Annotated in this window: 1 protein-coding gene (only partly in view); it reads left to right on the top strand. The window is 69.5% G+C overall.

This entire window lies inside a single protein-coding gene on the top strand: locus EDD90_RS22950, encoding a non-ribosomal peptide synthase/polyketide synthase. The 28,941-nt coding sequence extends 5,772 nt beyond the window's left edge and 608 nt beyond its right edge, so the window shows coding positions 5,773-28,333 (codon 1,925, complete, through codon 9,445, partial); the first codon wholly inside the window starts at position 1. Both the start codon and the stop codon lie outside the window.

The raw sequence follows: 22,561 nt of genomic DNA, 5'->3' as shown, positions 1-22,561 counted from the left end.
CGGACCGGGGATGTGGTGCGCTGGTCCGCCGAGGGTGAGCTGGTGTATCTGGGGCGGGCCGATGAGCAGGTGAAGGTGCGTGGGTTCCGGATCGAGCCGGGTGAGATCCAGGCGGTCATCGCCGCGCACCCGCAGGTCGCCCAGGCCGCCGTGATCGCCCGGGAAGACGAGACGGGGGACAAGCGGCTGGTCGCCTACGTCGTCCCGGCGGCCGGGGCGGAAGTGGATCCGTCCATGGTGCGGGTGCACGTCGGGGCCCGGTTGCCGGAGTACATGGTGCCGTCGGCGGTGGTGGTGCTGGAGGCGCTGCCGCTCACGGTGAACGGGAAGCTGGACCGCAGGGCGCTGCCGGCGCCGGACTTCGCATCGCTCACCGGGTCGGGGCGTGCTCCGGCGAACGTGCGTGAGGAATTGCTGTGTCAGGGGTTCGCCGAGGTCCTGGGCCTGGAGTCCGTCGGCGTCGAGGACGACTTCTTCACCCTGGGCGGTCATTCACTGCTGGCCGTGCGGTTGGTGGAGTGGCTGCGGGCGCGGGGCGTGTCGGTGCCGGTGCGGGCTTTGTTCGTCTCGCCGACGCCTGCGGGCCTGGCGGCTGCATCGGGTGCGGTGTCGGCGGTGGTGCCGGAGAACCTGATTCCGGACGGGGCGCAGGCGATCACGCCGGAGATGCTGCCGCTGGTGGAGCTGACCGAGACCGAGGTTCAGGCCGTGGTGGCCGGGGTCGAGGGCGGTGCGAGCAACGTGGCGGACGTCTATCCGCTGGCCCCACTGCAGGAAGGGATCTTCTTCCACCACCTGCTGGCCGATGGTGGCGACGACGTCTATGTGGTGCCGGGGATCTTCGAGTTCGACGACCGTTCCCGGCTCGATGGGTTCGTCGCGGCGTTGCAGCAGGTGATCGACCGGCACGACGTCTTGCGGACCTCGGTGGTGTGGCAGGGGTTGCGGGAGCCGGTGCAGGTGGTGTGGCGCTCCGCGGCGCTTCCCGTCACCGAGGTGAGCCTTGACGCCGATGCTGCGGATCCGGCGGCCGGGCTCATGTCCGTGGTGGGGCTGTCGATGGATCTGGGGCGGGCACCGCTGCTGGATCTGCATGTCGCCGAGGTCGCTGACGGCCGGTGGATGGCCTTGGCGCGGATCCATCACCTTGTGCAGGACCACACCGCGTTGGACGTCGTACTGAACGAAGTGCGCGCGATTCTGGCCGGACGCGCTGCGGAACTGCCGGAGCCGTTGCCCTACAGGGACTTCGTGGCCCAGTCCCGGGCGGGACTGGAGAGCGGAGAACATGAGGAGTTCTTCCGGGAGCTGCTGACGGGGGTGGAGGAGCCGACCGCGGCGTTCGGAGTGAGCGACGTGCGCGGGGACGGTTCCGGTGTGGTGCGCGCCGACCTGGCTTTGGACGCCGATCTGGCGGTGCGCTTGCGCGATGCGGCCCGGCGGCTGGCAGCCAGCCCGGCCACGGTGATGCATGTGGCGTGGTCGCGGGTGCTGGCGGCGGTCTCCGGCCGTGAGGATGTGGTCTTCGGGACGCTGCTGATCGGGCGGATGAACGGCGGGGCGGGCTCGGATCGAGTTCCTGGTGCGTTCATCAACACCCTGCCGGTGCGGGTGCGAACCGGTGAAGTCGACGTTCTGTCGGCGGTTACGGCGATGAGGGGCCAGCTGGCCGGGCTGCTGGAGCACGAGCACGCGCCGTTGGCGCTGGCCCAGCGTGCGAGCGCAGTACCGGCAGATGCGCCGCTGTTCACCACGCTGTTCAACTACCGGCACAACACTGTCGATGGGCACGAGGGTGCTGACGGTACCGGCGGGTTCGAGGGCATCCGGCAGGTGTTCTCCCGGGACCACACCAACTATCCGCTGACGGTCACCGTTGATGACAACGGTGACGGGTTCGGTCTGGTCGTGGACGCGCTGGCGCCGATCGACCCGCAGGCGGTAGCAGGAATGCTGCACACGGCGACCGCCAGCCTGGTGACAGCGTTGGAAGACGCCCTGGACAACGGTGGGAAGACGCCGACGTCCAGCGTGGATGTGATGGGCGCGGATGAGCGTCGCAGGTTGTTGGTGGAGTGGAACGACGCGGACGCGGTTGTCGCGGAGGCGACGTTGCCGGAGTTGTTCGCGGCGCAGGTGTCGCGGGCCCCGGACGCGGTGGCGGTGGTGTGCGGGCAGGAGCGGTTGACCTATGCGCAGTTGGATGCGCGGGCGAACCGGCTGGCGCGCTACTTGTCGGGCAAGGGAGTGGGCCCGGAGTCGTTGGTCGCGGTGGTGATGGAGCGTACGCCCGATCTGGTTGTGGCGTTGTTGGGGGTGCTCAAGGCGGGGGCGGCGTATCTGCCGATCGATCCGGGTTACCCGGGCGAGCGGATCGCTTTCATGCTCGCCGATGCGCGTCCGTCTGTCGTCTTCACCTCGGCTGCGAGTGTTACGGCCGTGCCCGAGGTGGATGCGCCGGTGCTCGTGTTGGACGACCCGGGGGTGGCTGCGGTGGTGGCCGGCCTGGATGACGGTGCGCTGGTGCCGGCGGAGCGGGTGGCACCCCTGTTGTTGGATCACCCCGCTTATTCGATCTACACGTCCGGGTCGACGGGGCTTCCCAAGGGTGTGGCGGTGACTCATCGCAATGTGGTGAGTCTGTTTGCCGCGACGACGAGACTCTTCGAGTTCCGCTCGGATGACGCGTGGAGCTGGTTCCATTCGTTCGCCTTCGACTTCTCGGTGTGGGAGCTGTGGGGCGCCCTGCTGCACGGTGGGCGAGTGGTGGTGGTCTCCTACGAGGTGTCTCGGTCCCCGCAGGAGTTCTGCGACCTGCTTGCGCGTGAGCGGGTCACGGTACTGAGTCAGACACCGTCGGCCTTCTACCAGTTGATCGCGGCTGAAGAGGACCGCCCGGAGCCGCTGACGGGGCTTCGCACCGTGGTGTTCGGGGGGGAAGCCCTGGAGCCGGCGCGGCTGGCCGGGTGGTGGCTGCGGCGGCCGGAGGGGGGACCGCGTCTGGTCAACATGTATGGGATCACTGAGACCACGGTGCACGTCACCTACCGTGCGCTTGAGCCGGGGGATGCGCAGGCGGGGGCGAGCGCGATCGGGCGGGGTCTCGCCGGCCTGCGGGTGTTCGTCCTTGACGAGCGGCTTGCGCCGGTGCCGGTGGGGGTGGCCGGCGAGTTGTATGTGGCCGGGACGCAGCTGGCTCGGGGATATCTGGGCCGTGCGGGCCTGACCGCGGAGCGGTTCGTGGCCGACCCGTTCGACGCGGCCGGTGGTGGGCGGTTGTACCGGACCGGGGATGTGGTGCGCTGGTCCGCCGAGGGTGAGCTGGTGTATCTCGGCCGTGCCGATGAGCAGGTGAAGGTCCGTGGTTTCCGGATCGAGCCGGGTGAGATCGAAGCGGTGCTGACCGCGCATCCGCACGTGGCGCAGACCGCTGTGATCGCGCGGGAGGACGAGACCGGGGACAAGCGCCTGGTCGCCTACGCCGTTCCGGTCGCGGGGGTGGAAGCGGATCCGGTGGTGCTGCGGGAGCACGTCTCCTCCCGCCTGCCGGAGTACATGGTGCCGTCGGCGGTGGTGGTGCTGGAGGCGCTGCCGCTCACGGTGAACGGCAAGCTGGACCGCAAGGCCCTGCCGGCGCCGGACTTCACCGCGCTCACCGGGTCCGGGCGTGCTCCGGCAAACGTGCGCGAGGAGCTGCTGTGTCAGGCGTTCGCCGAGGTTCTCGGCCTGGAGTCGGTCGGCGTCGACGACGACTTCTTCGCGCTGGGCGGTCACTCGCTGCTGGCCGTGCGCCTGGTCAGCCGGGTGCGCACGGTGCTCGGGGTCGAGGTGCCGCTGGGCAGCCTGTTCGAGGCTCCGACGGTGGCCGCCCTCGCGGCGCGGTTGTCGGATGCCGGTGTGGCACGCTCCGCGCTGGTGCCCCAGGCACGTCCTGAGCGGCTGCCGTTGTCGTTCGCGCAGCAGCGGCTGTGGTTCATCGGACAGTTGGAGGGGCCGAGCCCGCTCTACAACATCCCGATGGTGCTGCAGTTGTCCGGTGACGTGGACAAGGCCGCCCTGGACGCGGCCCTGCGGGATGTGATCGGCCGCCACGAGGTGCTGCGCACAGTCTTCCCCACCGCAAACGGGCGCCCTTGCCAGCGGATCGTCGAGATCGGTGACCTTGGCTGGGAGCTGGATGCGGGCGAGGTGGCAGCCGGGGAGCTGCCCCATGCGGTGGCACGGGCGACGGCGTACGCCTTCGATCTGACGTGCGAGGTGCCGATCCGGGCGTGGCTGTTCTCGGCCGGACCGGATGAGCATGGGCTGGTGGTGGTTCTGCACCACATCGCGGGCGACGGCTGGTCGACCGGTCCGCTGGCGCGGGATGTCTCGACCGCGTATGCGGCGCGTCTTGAGGGCCGTGGTCCGGTGTGGGAGCCGTTGTCAGTGCAGTACGCGGACTACGCGCTCTGGCAGCGCGAACTGCTGGGCAGCGAGGACGACCTGGACAGTGTGATCTCCCAGCAGGTCGGGTTCTGGCGTGAGGCTCTGGCGGGCGCGCCGGAGGAGTTGGCGCTGCCGGTGGACCGGCCGCGTCCGGCGGTCGCCAGTCACCGCGGGCACACCGTGCCGCTGGAGGTCCCGGCCGAGGTGCACGCCCGGTTGCGGGAGGTGGCGCGCGAGCAGGGTGTGACGGTGTTCATGCTGCTGCAGGCCGCGCTGGCGGCGCTGCTCTCCAAGCTGGGTGCCGGTGAGGACATTCCGATCGGTTCGCCGGTCGCCGGTCGTACCGACGAGGCGCTCGACGACCTGGTCGGGTTCTTCGTCAACACCCTGGTGATTCGTTCCGACCTGTCGGGTGATCCGACGTTCGAGCAGGTGCTGGCTCGGGTGCGGCAGGCGAGCCTGGCCGGGTTCGAGCATCAGGATGTGCCGTTCGAGCGTCTGGTGGAGGAGCTGGCTCCGGTCCGGTCGCTGTCGCGGCATCCGTTGTTCCAGGTGATGCTCACCGTGCAGAACAACGCCGCCGCGGTGCTCGACCTGCCGGGCGTGCAGGTCGGCGAGGAGGTGCCGTCGACGGCCTCGCGGATGGCGAGGTTCGACCTGGACGTGATGGTGTCAGAGGTCTTCGATGTGGATGGTGCCCCGGCGGGGTTGCGGGGTGTGGTGACGGGGTCTGCGGATCTGTTCGATGCGGTGACGGTGTCGGTGTTCGCCGAGCGGTGGGTGCGGGTGTTGGAGGCGGTGGTCGTCGATCCGGGGCTGCGGGTGTCCGGGGTGGATGTGCTGGGTGCGGTTGAGCGGCGTCGGGTGTTGGTGGAGTGGAACGACACGGCGGTGGGTGTTGCGGGGTCGACGTTGCCGGGGTTGTTCGCGGCTCAGGTGACGCGGACTCCGGATGCGCCGGCGGTGGTGTGTGAGGGCGTGTCGGTGTCGTATGCGGAGCTGGATGCGCGGGCGAATCGTCTGGCGCGGTATTTGTCGGGGTTGGGGGTTGGCCCGGAGCGGTTGGTGGGGGTGTGTCTGGACCGTGGTGTGGATCTGATGGTGGCGTTGTTGGGTGTGTTGAAGGCGGGGGGCGCGTATCTGCCGCTGGATCCGGAGTATCCGGCGGAGCGGATCGGTTTCATGTTGTCCGATGCCGCTCCGGTGGTGGTGTTGGCGTCGTCGGGCACGGTGGGGGCGTTGCCGTCCGCGGGTGCTCCGGTGGTGGTTTTGGATGATGCGGGTGTGGTGTCGGCGCTGTCGGCGTTGCCGGTGTCGGCTCCGGTGGTGTCGTTGGTTCCGGGGCATCCGGCGTATGTGATCTATACGTCGGGGTCGACGGGGGTGCCGAAGGGTGTGGTGGTCTCGCATGCGGGGTTTGCGAGTTTCGCGGCTGGTCATGCGCGGTTGTTGGGGGTGGGTGCCGGGGATCGCGTGGGGCAGTTCGCGTCGGCGAGTTTCGACACGTTCGGCTGGGAGTGGTGTATGGCGCTGCTGCAGGGGGCGGCGTTGGTGGTGGTGCCTTCTGATCAGCGGTTCGGGGAGGCGTTGACGGGGTTGTTGGCGGAGCAGGCGGTGTCGTTTGTGACGCTGCCGCCGGCGGTGCTGGCGTTGTTGGAGCCGTCGTCGATCTCGGCGGATGTGACGGTGGTGGTTGCGGGGGAGGCGTGTGCGCCGGAGGTGATGGCGCGTTGGGCTGCGGGGCATCGGATGTTCAATTCGTATGGTCCGACCGAGACCACGGTGGATGCCACGTTGTGGCGGTGTGATGCCGGTGCGGGGCAGGTGGCGATCGGGCGTCCGGTGGTGAACACGCGGGTGTTCGTGCTGGATGACCGGCTCTCGCCGGTGCCCGTCGGGGTGGCCGGGGAGTTGTATGTGGCGGGTGCTGGTCTGGCCCGGGGGTATCTGGGACGGGCGGGGTTGACCGCTGGGCGCTTTGTGGCGTGTCCGTTCGAAGGGTCCGGGGAACGGATGTACCGGACCGGGGACGTGGTGCGGTGGACGGAGTCCGGTGATCTGGTGTTCGTGGGCCGGGCCGATGAGCAGATCAAGGTCCGTGGTTTCCGGATCGAGCCGGGTGAGATCGAGGCGGTGCTGACCGCGCACCCGCAGATAGCCCAGGCAGCCGTCATCGCACGGGAGGACGTGCCGGGCGACAAGCGCCTGGTCGCCTACGCGGTCCCGGCGGCGGCCGACGACGACGGACAGGGCTTCGATGCGGTCAGCGGATTGCCTGCCGTGCTGCGAGAGCTTGTCGCGTCGCGTCTGCCCGAGTACATGGTGCCTTCCGCGGTGGTGGTGCTGGACGCGCTGCCGCTCACGGCCAACGGAAAGCTGGACCGGCGGGCCCTGCCCGCCGCCGATTTCGCATCGCTCACCGGCTCCGGGCGTGGTCCGGCGAACGTGCGCGAGGAACTGCTGTGCCAGGCGTTCGCCGAGATCCTCCGGCTCGAGTCGGTCGACGTCGATGACGACTTCTTCGCCCTGGGCGGACACTCACTGCTCGCGGTACAGCTCGTCAGCCGAGTGAGGACCGTACTCGGCGTGGAGGTGGCGCTGCGCACACTGTTCGAGGCCCCCACGGTGGCCCGCTTGGCCGAACGGCTCTCGGGTGCGGGGGCGGCGCGGTCCGCCTTGGTGCCGTGGGAGCGTCCGGAGCGGTCGCCGCTCTCGTTCGCACAGCAGCGGTTGTGGTTCATCGGTCAGCTGGAGGGTCCGAGCGAGACCTACAACGTGCCGATGGTCCTGCGACTGTCCGGTCATGTCGACCCCTCGGCGCTGGGTGCGGCATTGCGGGACGTGATCGGCCGGCACGAGGTGCTGCGCACGGTGTTCCCCGTGTCCGATGGCCAGCCCTTCCAGAAGGCCATTCCTCTGGAGGAACTGGACTGGAGCCTGGACGTCGTCGAAGCCTCCGCCGCGGACATGACCGAGGTGGTCGAAGGCGCAGTGGGCTATGTGTTCGACCTGGCGTCCGAGGCGCCGATCCGGGCGCGGCTGTTCTCGGCCGGGCCGGATGAGCATGTCCTGGTGGTGCTTCTGCATCACATCGCGGGCGACGCGTGGTCGACCGGTCCGCTGGCCCGGGAGGTCTCGACCGCGTATGCGGCGCGTCTTGAGGGTCGTGCTCCCGTGTGGGAGCCGTTGCCGGTGCAGTACGCGGACTACACATTGTGGCAGCGTGAGCTGCTCGGGGACGAGCAGGACCCCGGCAGCATGATTGCGCGGCAGGTCGCCTACTGGCGTGAGGCTCTGGCGGGCGCGCCGGAGGAGTTGGCGCTGCCGGTGGACCGGCCGCGTCCGGCGGTCGCCAGTCACCGCGGGCACACCGTGCCGCTGGAGGTCCCGGCCGAGGTGCACGCCCGGTTGCGGGAGGTGGCGCGCGAGCAGGGTGTGACGGTGTTCATGCTGCTGCAGGCCGCGCTGGCGGCGCTGCTCTCCAAGCTGGGTGCCGGTGAGGACATTCCGATCGGTTCGCCGGTCGCCGGTCGTACCGACGAGGCGCTCGACGACCTGGTTGGGCTCTTCGTCAACACCCTGGTGATTCGGGCGGACCTGTCGGGCGACCCGACGTTCGCCGAGTTGCTCTCCCGGGTGCGCGAGACGAGCCTGGCCGGGTTCGAGCACCAGGACGTGCCGTTCGAGCGGCTGGTGGAGGAGCTTGCCCCGACCCGTTCCCTGGCAAGGCATCCGTTGTTCCAGGTGATGCTCACCGTGTTGAACAACGCCGCCGCTGTCCTGGAACTGCCGGGAGTGGAGGCGCATGAATGGTCTGGGGTAGACCAGCCCTCGAAGTTCGACCTGAACGCGATCGTTGCCGAGGTCTTCGATGTGGATGGTGCCCCGGCGGGGTTGCGGGGTGTGGTGACGGGGTCTGCGGATCTGTTCGATGCGGTGACGGTGTCGGTGTTCGCCGAGCGGTGGGTGCGGGTGTTGGAGGCGGTGGTCGTCGATCCGGGGCTGCGGGTGTCCGGGGTGGATGTGCTGGGTGCGGTTGAGCGGCGTCGGGTGTTGGTGGAGTGGAACGACACGGCGGTGGGTGTTGCGGGGTCGACGTTGCCGGGGTTGTTCGCGGCTCAGGTGACGCGGACTCCGGATGCGCCGGCGGTGGTGTGTGAGGGCGTGTCGGTGTCGTATGCGGAGCTGGATGCGCGGGCGAATCGTCTGGCGCGGTATTTGTCGGGGTTGGGGGTTGGTCCGGAGCGGTTGGTGGGGGTGTGTCTGGACCGTGGTGTGGATCTGATGGTGGCGTTGTTGGGTGTGTTGAAGGCGGGGGGCGCGTATCTGCCGCTGGATCCGGAGTATCCGGCGGAGCGGATCGGTTTCATGTTGTCCGATGCCGCTCCGGTGGTGGTGTTGGCGTCGTCGGGCACGGTGGGGGCGTTGCCGTCCGCGGGTGCTCCGGTGGTGGTTTTGGATGATGCGGGTGTGGTGTCGGCGCTGTCGGCGTTGCCGGTGTCGGCTCCGGTGGTGTCGTTGGTTCCGGGGCATCCGGCGTATGTGATCTATACGTCGGGGTCGACGGGGGTGCCGAAGGGTGTGGTGGTCTCGCATGCGGGGTTTGCGAGTTTCGCGGCTGGTCATGCGCGGTTGTTGGGGGTGGGTGCCGGGGATCGCGTGGGGCAGTTCGCGTCGGCGAGTTTCGACACGTTCGGCTGGGAGTGGTGTATGGCGCTGCTGCAGGGGGCGGCGTTGGTGGTGGTGCCTTCTGATCAGCGGTTCGGGGAGGCGTTGACGGGGTTGTTGGCGGAGCAGGCGGTGTCGTTTGTGACGCTGCCGCCGGCGGTGCTGGCGTTGTTGGAGCCGTCGTCGATCTCGGCGGATGTGACGGTGGTGGTTGCGGGGGAGGCGTGTGCGCCGGAGGTGATGGCGCGTTGGGCTGCGGGGCATCGGATGTTCAATTCGTATGGTCCGACCGAGACCACGGTGGATGCCACGTTGTGGCGGTGTGATGCCGGTGCGGGGCAGGTGGCGATCGGGCGTCCGGTGGTGAACACGCGGGTGTTCGTGCTGGATGACCGGCTCTCGCCGGTGCCCGTCGGGGTGGCCGGGGAGTTGTATGTGGCGGGTGCTGGTCTGGCCCGGGGGTATCTGGGACGGGCGGGGTTGACCGCTGGGCGCTTTGTGGCGTGTCCGTTCGAAGGGTCCGGGGAACGGATGTACCGGACCGGGGACGTGGTGCGGTGGACGGAGTCCGGTGATCTGGTGTTCGTGGGCCGGGCCGATGAGCAGATCAAGGTCCGTGGTTTCCGGATCGAGCCGGGTGAGATCGAGGCGGTGCTGACCGCGCACCCGCAGATAGCCCAGGCAGCCGTCATCGCACGGGAGGACGTGCCGGGTGACAAGCGCCTGGTCGCCTACGCGGTCCCGGCGGCGGCCGACGACGACGGACAGGGCTTCGATGCGGTCAGCGGATTGCCTGCCGTGCTGCGAGAGCTTGTCGCGTCGCGTCTGCCCGAGTACATGGTGCCTTCCGCGGTGGTGGTGCTGGATGCCTTGCCGTTGACGCCCAACGGAAAGCTGGACCGGCGGGCCCTGCCCGCGCCGGACACCGCAGCCGTCGTCTCGAGGCGCCGTCCGAGCAACGAGCGCGAAGAGGCGCTGTGCCAGGTGTTCGCCGAGCTCCTCGGGCTCGAGTCGGTCGGGGTCGATGACGACTTCTTCGCCCTGGGCGGACACTCACTGCTGGCAGTACGGCTGATCAGCCGGGTCCGGGCAGCGCTGGGAGTCGATGTCGACATCCGCACCCTTTTCGAGGTCCCGTCGCCGTCGGGCCTGGCCGCGCGGTTGTCTCAGGCCGATTCGGCGCGCGCGGCCTTGGTGCCGTGGGCGCGTCCCGAACGGTTGCCGTTGTCATCCGCGCAGCAACGTCTTTGGTTCATCCAGCAGTTGGAAGGCCCGAGCGCCACCTACAACATCCCGACCATGGTGAAATTGTCCGGTCTGCTGGACCCGGCTGCGCTGGGTGCGGCGTTCCTGGACGTCATCGGCCGGCACGAGGTGCTGCGCACGGTGTTCCCGACCGTTGCTGGTGAGCCGTTCCAGCAGGTCATCGACATCGAGGACCTTGAATGGGAGCTGCAGCACGTCGACGTGAGTGCCGCGGCATTGCCGGACGCGGTCAAGCACGCGGCGGAGTACGCCTTCGACCTCGCGTCTGAGGTGCCGATTCGGGGCTGGCTGTTCACGGTCCGACCCGAGGAGCATGTGTTGGCGGTGGTGGTTCACCACATCGCCAGCGACGGTTGGTCGATCGGCCCCCTGGCACATGACCTCTCGGTCGCCTACGCCGCACGTCTGGGCAGTCGTGCTCCGGAGTGGTCGCCGCTGCCGGTGCAGTACGCCGACTACGCACTGTGGCAGCGCGAGCTGCTGGGTGATGACCAGGATCCGGAAAGCCTCCTGTCTCGCCAGGTCGGGTTCTGGCGGGAGGCCTTGGCCGGGGCACCGGAGGAGTTGGCATTGCCGGTGGACCGTCCGCGTGCGGCGGCTGCCAGCTATCGCGGGCACGCCGTTCCGTTGCAGATCTCCGCTGACGTGCACGCGCGCCTGCTTTCGGTGGCGCGTCAGCGGGGCGTGACGGTGTTCATGGTGCTGCAGGCCGCCTTGGCAGTGCTCCTGTCGAAACTGGGCGCTGGTGAGGACATTCCGATCGGGTCGGCTATCGCCGGGCGCACGGACGCGGCGTTGGACGACCTGGTCGGGTTCTTCGTCAACACCCTGGTCATCCGGACGGATCTGTCGGGCGACCCGACGTTCGAGCAGGTGCTGGCGCGAGTGCGCAGCACCAGCCTGGCCGGCTTCGAGCATCAGGACGTGCCGTTCGAGCGGTTGGTCGAGGAACTCGCCCCGGCCCGCTCACTGTGGCGGCACCCGTTGTTCCAGGTGATGCTCACCGTGCAGAACAACGCCGACGCTGCCCTGGATCTGCCGGGCGTGCGCGCCGGCGGGCCCGCGTCGTCGTCGGTGATGGCGGTGGCGAAGTTCGACCTGGACGTGATGGTTTCCGAGGACGTCGATGCCGATGGTGCGCCCGTGGGGTTGCGGGGTGTGGTGACCGGCTCGGCGGATCTGTTCGATGCCGAGAGCGTCGTGGTGCTCGCCGCGCGTCTGGTGCGGGTGCTGGAGGCGGTGGTAGCCGATCCGTCCGTGCCGGTGTCGGGGCTGGAGGTGCTCTCCGCTGCTGAGCGGCGCCGGGTGTTGGTGGAGTGGAACGACACGGACACCACGGTGCCGCAAGCGACATTGCCGGAGTTGTTCGCCGCCCAGGCGGCGCGGACTCCGGACGCTGCGGCGGTGGTGTTCGAGGGCGTGTCGGTGTCGTACGCGGAGTTGGAGGCGCGGGCGAACCGTCTGGCGCGGTATCTGCGCGGGTTGGGCGTGGGTCCGGAGGCGGTGGTGGGTCTGTGTCTGCCGCGGGGTGTGGAGATGGTGGTGGCGTTGCTGGCGGTGTGGAAGGCCGGCGGCGCGTACGTGCCGATCGACCCGGAGCTGCCGGTCGGACGAATCGGATTCATGTTGGCCGATGCGGGCGTGGGCTGCGTGATCACCGATGCGGCCTTCGTCGGCGTGTTCTCGGATGCGGAGGCCGGAACGGCGGGCACGCCGGTCGTGGTCTTGGACGATCCGGGCGTGGTCGCGGCGGTTGCGTCGCTGGCTGATGGTCCGTTGCCGGTGTCGGGGGCCGTGGGGCAGCTCGCGTATGTGATCTACACCTCGGGGTCGACGGGGACGCCGAAGGGGGTGGGGGTTGAGCATGGCTCATTGGTGAACTTCCTGACCGCGATGCAGGGACGCTTCGGGCTCGGGGCGGGCGACCGGCTGCTGGCGGTGACCACGGTCGGGTTCGATATCGCGGGTCTGGAGTTGTATCTGCCGTTGGTGACCGGTGCGGCCGTGGTGCTTGCCGGGCGGGAACAGGTGCGGGACCCGCGGCAGTTGCGGGAGCTGGCGCGCTCGTGCGGTGCGACGGTCGTACAGGCCACGCCGAGTCTGTGGCAGGCGCTGGTCGCCGACGCCGACGCCGACAGTGCTGGTTGGGGTTCGGTCCGTGTGCTGGTGGGTGGCGAGGCATTGCCGGGCGCGCTGGCTCGGTTGTTGGTGGAGCGGGCTGAGTCGGTGACGAACCTCTACGGTCCGACCGAGACGACGATCTGGTCGACGGCCAAGGAGTTGGGCACCGAGGCCGGGGTGCTGACGTCGATCGGTGGTCCCATCGCGAACACGCGTGTCTTCGTGTTGGATGAGCGGCTTGTGCCGGTGCCGGTGGGCGTGGCCGGCGAGTTGTATGTCGCCGGGGCAGGTCTGGCCCGAGGCTATGTGGGCCGTGCCGGGCTGACGGCGGGGCGGTTCGTGGCCGACCCGTTCGACACCGATCCGGCCGGGGGTGGGCGGTTGTACCGGACCGGGGACGTAGTGCGGTGGACGTCCGACGGCGAGCTGGTGTATCTGGGCCGGGCGGATGAACAGGTCAAGATCCGCGGGTTCCGGATCGAGCCGGGCGAGATCGAAGCGGTGATCGCGACCCATCCGGACGTGGCCCGGACCGCGGTGATCACGCGGGAGGACGCGACCGGGGACAAGCGCCTGGTGGCCTACGTCGTTCCGGCACCCGGCACGAAAGCCGATCCGGTCGTGCTGCGGGAGCACGCGGCCTCCCGGCTGCCGGAGTACATGGCGCCGGCGGTGGTGGTGGTGCTCGAGGCGCTGCCGTTGACGCCCAACGGGAAGCTGGACCGCAAGGCGCTGCCGGCGCCGGACTTCGCATCGCTCACCGGTTCCGGGCGTGGCCCGGCCGGCGTGCGCGAGGAACTGCTGTGCCAGGCGTTCGCCGAGGTCCTCGGCCTCGAATCGGTCGGGGTGGAGGATGATTTCTTCGCCCTCGGCGGGCATTCGCTGCTCGCGGTGCGCCTGGTCAGCCGGGTGCGGGCGGTCCTCGGAGTAGAGGTGCCGTTGCGGACCTTGTTCGAGGCCCCGACGGTGGCGGGGTTGGCCGCACGTCTGCCAGGCGTCGGTGTGGCGCGAGCCGCGCTGACGGCGTGGGAACGTCCGGAGCTCATCCCGCTCTCCTACGGCCAGCGCCGCCTGTGGATCATCGACCGGCTGAACGGCCCGAGCGCGACCTACAACAGCCCGATCGCAGTGCGGTTGACCGGCGACGTGGACACGGCCGCGCTCGCGGCGGCGTTGCGGGATGTGATCGGGCGGCACGAGGTGCTGCGCACCGTGTTCCCCACCGCCGAGGACGGGCAGCCGTTCCAGAAGGTCCTTCCCCTGGAGGAGCTGGACTGGAGCCTGGACGCCGTCGAGGTCTCTGAAATGCAGGAGGCGGTCGACGACGCAGCGGGGTACGTGTTCGATCTCGCATCCGAGGTCCCCATCCGGGCCTGGCTGTTCACGGCCGGTGCGGAGGAACGTGTGTTGCTGGTGGTGGTACACCACATCGCCGGGGACGGCTGGTCGACCGGACCGTTGGCGCAGGATGTATCGACGGCGTACTCGGCTCGGCTCGAGGGCCGGGTGCCGGTGTGGGAGCCGTTGCCGGTCCAGTACGCGGACTACGCACTGTGGCAGGCCGAACTGCTGGGCAGCGAGGACGACCCGGACAGTGTGATCTCCCGGCAGGTCGCCTACTGGCGCCAGGCCCTCGCGGGAGCGCCGGAGGAGCTGGCGCTGCCGACCGACCGGCCGCGCCCGGCAGTGGCCAGTCAGCGCGGGCACGCCGTCCCGCTGGAGGTTTCCGCCGACGTGCACGCCCGCTTGCGGGAGGTGGCGCGTGAGCAGGGCGTGACGGTGTTCATGCTGGTGCAGGCCGTACTCGCGGTGCTGCTGTCGAAGCTGGGTGCGGGCACGGACATCCCGATCGGTGCGGCGATCGCCGGGCGCACCGATGAGGCGCTCGACGATCTGGTCGGCTTCTTCGTCAACGCCCTGGTGATGCGCACGGATGTTTCGGGCGACCCGACCTTCGCCGACGTGTTGTCCCGGGTGCGGGAGACGAGCCTGGCCGGGTTCGAGCATCAGGATGTGCCGTTCGAGCGTCTGGTTGAGGAACTGGCCCCCGCTCGCTCGCTCTCAAGGCATCCGCTCTTCCAGGTGATGCTCACCGGTCAGAACAACGCCGAGGCCATCCTGGACCTCCCGGGGGTGAGCGCTCACGGGTTCGACTCGGATGTGCAGGCGGCGAGGTTCGACCTGGATGTGAGCGTGGGCGAGCTGTTTGATGCTGTCGGAGTGCCGGTGGGGTTGCGGGGTGTGGTGACCGGGTCGTCGGATCTGTTCGATCCGGAGACGGTGGCGGTGATCGTCGGGCGTCTGGTGCGGGTGCTGGAGGCGGTTGTCGCCGATCCGGGGCTGAGGATCTCTGGGGTGGATGTGCTGGATGCCGGTGAGCGGCGTCGGGTGCTGGTGGAGTGGAACGACACCGATGTGGTGGTGTCGGGTGAGTTGGTGCCGGATTTGATCGCGGCGCAGGCGGCGCGGGTTCCGGATTCTCGGGCGGTGGTGTGTGAGGGGGTGGAGGTTTCCTACGCGGAGTTGGAGGCGCGGGCGAACCGTTTGGCCCGGTATTTGATCGGGCTGGGAGTCGGTGCGGAGTCGGTGGTGGGTCTGTGTCTGCCGCGGGGTGTGGACATGGTCGTGGCGTTGCTGGCGGTGTGGAAGGCCGGGGGAGCGTATCTGCCGGTGGATCCGGAGTATCCGGCCGAGCGTGTCGCGTTCATGCTGGCCGATGCGCGGGCGGCGGTGCTGGTGGGTACGGAGGACATCCTCGATGAGTTGCCGGCTGGGCGGGTGCCGATGGTGGCGTTGGACGACCCGGCGGTGATGGCGGCGGTCTCCTCGATGCCGGGTGAGGCGCTGGGTGTGGGTGTGGTGCCGGGTCAGTTGGCCTATGTGATCTATACGTCGGGGTCGACGGGAACGCCGAAGGGTGTGGGGGTGACCCATGGCGGGTTGGCCAACTATGTGCTGTGGGCGGTGGGTGAGTACGGTCCGGGGGCCGGCGGGGCGGCGTTGCATTCGTCGTTGGCGTTCGATTTGACGGTGACGAGTGTGGTGGTGCCGTTGGTGGCGGGGTCGGTGGTGGTGGCCAGTGTGGAGGGCGGGGCCGAGGGCCTGGCGGGGCTGGTGAGCGTCTCGGGCGGGTTCGATGTGCTGAAGGCGGTCCCGGGGCATCTGCCGTTGCTGGCGGAGTTGATCGATGATGCTTCGGCGTCGTCGGCGGCGCGGGTGTTGGTGGTGGGTGGTGAGGCGTTGGCTGCCGGGCCGGTGAGGGGCTGGTTGGAGCGGACGCCGGGCTCGGTGGTGGTCAATGAGTACGGGCCGACCGAGACGGTGGTGGGGTGTTGCGTGTTCCGGGTGGTGGCCGGGCAGCGGCTCGATGAGCAGGTGCCGATCGGTCGGCCGATCGCGAATACCCGGTTGTACGTGCTGGATGAGTCGTTGTGTCCGGTGCCGGTGGGTGTGGCGGGGGAGTTGTATATCGGTGGGGCGCAGTTGGCGCGTGGGTATGTGGGGCGTGCGGGTCTGACGGCGGAGCGGTTCGTGGCCGACCCGTTCGACACCGACCCGGCCGGTGGCGGGCGCCTGTACCGGACCGGGGATGTGGTGCGCTGGGATGCCGAGGGCGACCTGGTGTATCTGGGGCGTGCCGATGAGCAGGTGAAGGTGCGTGGGTTCCGGATCGAGCCGGGTGAGATCGAGGCGGTCCTGGCCGCGCACCCGCGGGTCGCCCAGGCCGCTGTGATCGCCCGCGAGGATGTGCCGGGCGACAGGCGCCTGGTGGCCTACGTCGTTCCGGCGGCGGGGATGGAAGTTGTTCCGTCCGTGGTGTGGGAGCACGTCGGCGCCCGGTTGCCGGAGTACATGGTGCCGTCGGCGGTGGTCGTGCTCGAGGCGCTGCCGCTCACGGTGAACGGGAAGCTGGACCGTCGCGCGCTGCCGGCGCCGGACTTCGCATCGCTCACTGGTTCGGGGCGTGCTCCGGCGAATGTGCGTGAGGAGGTGTTGTGTCAGGCGTTCGCCGAAGTCCTGGGCGTGGAGTCCGTGGGCGTGGAGGACGACTTCTTCGCCCTGGGCGGGCATTCGCTGCTGGCGGTGCAGTTGGTTAGCCGGGTGCGGATGGTGTTCGGAGTGGAGATTGATATCCGGACGCTGTTTGAGGCTCCGACGGTGGCGGGTTTGGCGGCGCGGTTGTCGGGTGCTGGTGTGGCGCGGGCGGCGTTGGTGCCGCAGGTGCGTCCGGAGCGGTTGCCGCTGTCGTTCGCGCAGCAGCGGTTGTGGTTCATCGGGCAGTTGGAGGGGGCGAGCGCGCTCTACAACATCCCGACCGTCCTGGGGTTGTCCGGTGATGTGGACACGGCCGCGCTCGCGGCTGCGTTGCGGGATGTGATCGGGCGGCACGAGGTGCTGCGCACCGTGTTCCCCACGGCCGCGGACGGGGAGCCCTTCCAGCAGATCCTCGACATCGAGGACCTGGACTGGGAGCTGGAGGCGGTCGAGGTGGCTGCCGGGCAGCTGGCGGATGCGGTCGCACGCGCAACGGAGTACGCGTTCGATCTGGCGGTTGAGGTGCCGATCCGGGCGTGGCTGTTCACTGATGGCTCGGACGAGCATGTCCTGGTGGTGGTGGTGCATCACATCGCCGGGGACGGCTGGTCGACGGCGCCGTTGGCCAAGGATGTCTCGGGTGCGTATGCGGCGCGTCTTGAGGGGCGGGCTCCGGTGTGGGAGCCGTTGCCGGTGCAGTACGCGGACTACACGCTGTGGCAGCGTGAACTGCTCGGTGACGAGGACGATCCGGAGAGTGTGATCTCGCGGCAGGTCGCCTACTGGCGGCAGGTGCTGGCGGGTGCGCCGGAGGAGCTGGCGCTGCCGGCCGACCGGCAGCGTCCGGCGGTGGCGAGTCATCGCGGGCACGCGGTGCCGTTGCGGGTTCCGGCCGAGGTGCACGGGCGGCTGCTGGCGGTGGCGCGTGAGCAGGGTGTGACGGTGTTCATGCTGCTGCAGGCCGCGCTGGCGGTGCTGCTGGCGAAGCTGGGTGCGGGCACCGACATTCCGATCGGTGCGACGGTCGCGGGGCGTACGGATGAGGCGCTCGATGATCTGGTCGGGTTCTTCGTCAACACGCTGGTGATGCGCACGGATGTGTCGGGGGATCCGACGTTCACCGAGCTGCTGGCTCGGGTGCGGCAGACGAGCCTGGCCGGGTTCGAGCATCAGGATGTGCCGTTCGAGCGGCTGGTGGAGGAGCTGGCTCCGGCCCGCTCACTGTCCCGGCATCCGTTGTTCCAGGTGATGCTCACGGTGCAGAACAACGCCGAGGCTGTGCTGGAGCTGGCGGGGGTGCGGGCCGGTGGGCACGCGGCGTCGGCCGCGGCGGTGGCCGCGGCGAAGTTCGACCTCGAGGTGACCGTCTCTGAGGTCTTCGATGCCGAGGGTGTCCCTGCTGGGCTTCATGGCGGGGTGATCGGGTCGGCGGATCTGTTCGATCCGGAGACGGTGGCGGTGATCGTCGGGCGTCTGGTGCGGGTGCTGGAGGCGGTTGTCGCCGATCCGGGGCTGCGGATCTCTGGGGTGGACGTACTGGATGCCGGTGAGCGGCGTCGGGTGCTGGTGGAGTGGAACGACACGGCGGCCGAGGCGTCGGCGGGGACGGTGCCAGAGTTGTTCGCCGGGCAGGTGGCGCGGGTCCCGGACGCTGCGGCGGTGGTCGGCGATGGCGTGGAGGTGTCGTACGCGGAGTTGGATGCGCGGGCGAACCGGCTTGCCCGGTTGCTGATCGGCCGGGGTGTGGGTCCGGAGTCGGTCGTGGCGGTGTGCCTGGACCGCGGCTTGGACCTGGTGGTGGCGTTGCTGGCGGTGTGGAAGGCCGGGGGTGCGTATCTGCCGGTGGATCCGGAGCTGCCGGCCGAGCGGATCTCGTTCATGATCGCTGATGCGGGGGCACGGTGCGTGCTGACGTCGGCGGGGCGTTCGGGGGTGGTGCCTGGATCGCTTCCGGCGGTGGTGGTGGATGATCCTGCGGTCATGCGGTGGCTGGCCGAGTGTGATGGCGGTGCGCTGATGCCTGGTGAGCTGGCGGGTGTGTTGCTTGCGGATCATCCGGCGTATGTGATCTACACCTCGGGGTCGACGGGGCTGCCCAAGGGCGTGGCCGTGACGCATGCCGGCGCGGTGAATCTGGTAGCGCCCAGGGGGCAGCAGTTCTGGCTGGGTGTGGGCAGCAGGGTGTTGCAGTTCGCGTCGGTCGGGTTCGATGCGGCGACGTGGGAACTGTTGCTGGTATTGGGCTCGGGTGCGTGTTTGGTGGTGGCGCCGGCTCGGGAGCTGTTGCCGGGTGCGGGGCTGGCCGGTGTGGTGGCGCGGCATGGCGTGACGCATGTGACGTTGCCGCCCGCACTGTTGGCGGTGCTTGAGCTGGAGGACTTGGCGTCGGTGTCGACGCTGGTGTCCGGGGGCGAGGCGCTGAGCGGGGAGTTGGTGGATCGTTGGGCTCCGGGGCGGCGGGTCATCAACGCGTATGGGCCGACGGAGATCACGGTGTGCGCGGCATTTTCGGGCCCGTTGGCTTTGGGCGATGCTCCGCATATCGGCAGGCCGATCGCGAACACCCGGGTGTTCGTGCTCGATGACCGGCTTGCTCCGGTGCCGCCGGGTGTAGCCGGCGAGTTGTACATCGCCGGGGCGGGTTTGGCGCGTGGGTATGTGGGGCGTGCGGGTCTGACGGCGGAGCGGTTCGTGGCCGACCCGTTCGACACCGACCCGGCCGGTGGTGGCCGCCTGTACCGGACCGGGGATGTGGTGCGCTGGGATGCCGAGGGCAACCTGGTGTATCTGGGGCGTGCCGATGAGCAGGTGAAGGTGCGTGGGTTCCGGATCGAGCCGGGTGAGATCCAGGCGGTCATCGCCGCGCACCCGCAGGTCGCCCAGGCCGCCGTGATCGCCCGGGAAGACGAGACGGGGGACAAGCGGCTGGTTGCCTACGTCGTTCCGGCGGCGGGGATGGAAGTTGTTCCGTCCGTGGTGCGGGAGCACGTCGCCTCGCGGTTGCCGGAGTACATGGTGCCGTCGGCGGTGATGGTGCTCGAGGCGCTGCCGTTGACGGTGAACGGGAAGCTGGACCGCAGGGCGCTGCCGGCGCCGGACTTCACCGCGCTCACCGGTTCCGGGCGTGGCCCGGCGAACGTGCGTGAGGAATTGCTGTGTCAGGCGTTCGCCGAGGTCCTGGGCCTGGAGTCCGTCGGCGTCGATGACGATTTCTTCGTCCTGGGCGGTCATTCGCTGCTGGCAGTACGTCTGGTGAGCCGTATCCGGGCGGTGCTGGGTGTTGAGGTGTCGTTGCGGACGTTGTTCGAGGCTCCGACGGTGGCGGGTTTGGCGGCGCGGTTGTCGGGTGCTGGTGTGGCGCGTTCCGCGTTGGTGCCGCAGGTGCGTCCGGAGCGGTTGCCGCTGTCGTTCGCGCAGCAGCGGTTGTGGTTCATCGGGCAGTTGGAGGGCCCGAGTGCGACCTATAACAGCCCGGTCGTGGTGCGCTTGTCCGGTGGGGTCGACGAGGCTGCCCTGGCGGCGGCGTTGCGGGATGTGATCGGGCGGCACGAGGTGCTGCGCACCGTGTTCCCCACGGCCGTGGACGGGCAGCCGTTCCAGCAGATCTTCGACCTCGACGATCTGGAGTGGGAGCTGCGGGTTGTGGAGGTGGCCCCGGCTGATCTGCCTGAGCAGGTTGCGGCGGTGGCCGGGTACGCGTTCGATCTGGCGGTCGAGGTGCCGATCCGGGCGTGGCTGTTCACCGATGGCTCGGACGAGCATGTCCTGGTGGTGGTGGTGCATCACATTGCCAGTGATGGCTGGTCGACGGCGCCGTTGGCCAAGGATGTCTCGGGTGCGTATGCGGCGCGTCTTGAGGGGCGGGCTCCGGTGTGGGAGCCGTTGCCGGTGCAGTACGCGGACTACACGCTGTGGCAGCGCGAACTGCTGGGCAGCGAGGACGATCCGGAGAGTGTGATCTCGCGGCAGGTCGCCTACTGGCGGCAGGCCCTCGACGGGGCGCCGGAGGAGCTGGCGCTGCCGGCCGATCGGCCGCGTCCGGCGGTGGCGAGTCATCGTGGGCACACGGTGCCGGTGGAGATTCCGGCCGAGGTGCACGGGCGGCTGCTGGCGGTGGCGCGGGAGCAGGGTGTGACGGTGTTCATGCTGCTGCAGGCGGCGCTGGCGGTGCTGGTCTCGAAGCTGGGTGCGGGTGAGGACATCCCGATCGGCTCGGCGGTCGCGGGGCGCACGGATGAGGCGCTGGACGATCTGGTCGGTTCGTTCGTCAACACCATGGTGGTGCGTACGGATCTGTCGGGGGATCCGACGTTCACCGAGCTGCTGGCTCGGGTGCGTGAGGTGAGTCTGGCCGGGTTCGAGCATCAGGATGTGCCGTTCGAGCGGTTGGTGGAGGAACTCGCCCCGGCCCGCTCACTGTCCCGGCATCCGTTGTTCCAGGTGCTGTTGACCTTCCAGAACAATGCAGAGGCGGTCCTGGAGCTGCCGGGTGTGGGCGTTGGAGGGATGCCGGATTCGGCGTCGGCGATGTCGGTGGCGAAGTTCGACATTGCTGTGATCGTGGGGGAGGTGTTCGGTGCGGGTGGGGTTCCGGCCGGGATTCGGGGCGGGGTGACCGGGTCGGCGGATCTGTTCGATGCGGGCACGGTGGCTTTGATCGCCGAGCGGTGGGTGCGGGTGCTGGAGGCGGTGACGGTCGATCCGTCGGTGTCGGTCTCCGGGGTGGACGTGCTGGGTGTGGAGGAGCGGCGCCGGGTGCTGGTGGAGTGGAACGGCACCGGCTCGGTGGTGTCGGGGGAGTTGGTGCCGGGGTTGATCGCGGCGCAGGCGGTCCGGGTGCCGGATGCTGTGGCCGTGGTCGCGGACGGTGTCGAGGTGTCCTATGCGCAGCTGGACGCTCGGGCGAATCGCCTGGCCCGGTATCTGTCGGGTTTGGGCGTGGGCCGGGAGTCGGTGGTGGGTCTGTGCCTGCCGCGGGGTCTGGACATGATCGTGGGCATGTTGGGGGTGTGGAAGGCGGGGGCTGCGTATCTGCCGATCGATCCGGGTTATCCGGTCGAGCGGGTCGCGTTCATGCTGGCCGACGCCCGCGCGGCGGTGTTGCTGGGGACCGAGGACGTCCTTGACGAGTTGCCGGCCGGGCGGGTTCCGATGGTGGCGTTGGACGACCCGGGTGTGGCTGTCGCGGTCTTGTCGATGTCCGATGCTCCGGTGCCGGTCTTGCTGCTGCCGGGTCAGCTGGCGTATGTGATCTACACGTCGGGCTCGACCGGGTTGCCGAAGGGTGTGGGGGTGACCCACGGCGGGCTGGCCAACTATGTGGCGTCGGTGCCGTCGCGGGTTGCTTTGGCGGGTGCCGGGCGGTTCGCGGTGGTGCAGGGGCAGGTCACCGACCTGGGTAACACGGTGGTGTTCGGGGCGCTGTCCTCGGGTGGGACGCTGGTGGTGGCGCCGGAGGAGGTGGTGACCGATCCGGTGGGGATGGCCGGGTTCTTCGCCGCGCAGCGGGTGGACGCGGTCAAGGTGGTGCCCTCGCACCTGGCGGCGCTGGGCGCGGGGTCGGCGGGTCTTGGCGGGGTGCTGCCGGGGCGGGGTGTGGTCCTGGGCGGGGAGGCGGCTTCGGCCGGCTGGGTGCGGGAGCTGGTCGAGGCGGCGGGCGAGGGCCGGGCGGTGTTCAATCACTACGGGCCGACCGAGACCACGATCGGGGTGCTCACGGCGTGTCTGGATGCGGGTGCGGTGGCCGCCGGTGTGGTGCCGATCGGCCGTCCGGTGGCCAACACCCGTGTGTATGTGCTCGATGACCGGCTTGTGCCGGTGCCGGTGGGGGTGGCCGGGGAGTTGTATGTCGCCGGGGCGCAGCTGGCCCGGGGGTATGTGGGGCGTGCGGCGCTGACCGCGGGGCGGTTCGTGGCCGACCCCTTCGACACCGCCGGTGGTGGCCGGTTGTACCGGACCGGGGACGTGGTGCGCTGGAGTGCCGAGGGCGAGCTGGTGTATCTGGGGCGTGCCGATGAGCAGGTGAAGGTGCGGGGGTTCCGGA

Source organism: Streptomyces sp. Ag109_O5-1 (genome assembly GCF_003814875.1).
In the GTDB taxonomy this organism is placed as follows: domain Bacteria; phylum Actinomycetota; class Actinomycetes; order Streptomycetales; family Streptomycetaceae; genus Streptomyces; species Streptomyces sasae.
The sequence above is the reverse complement of the archived record's forward strand: the minus strand, read 5'-3'. Positions and strand labels throughout refer to the sequence as shown.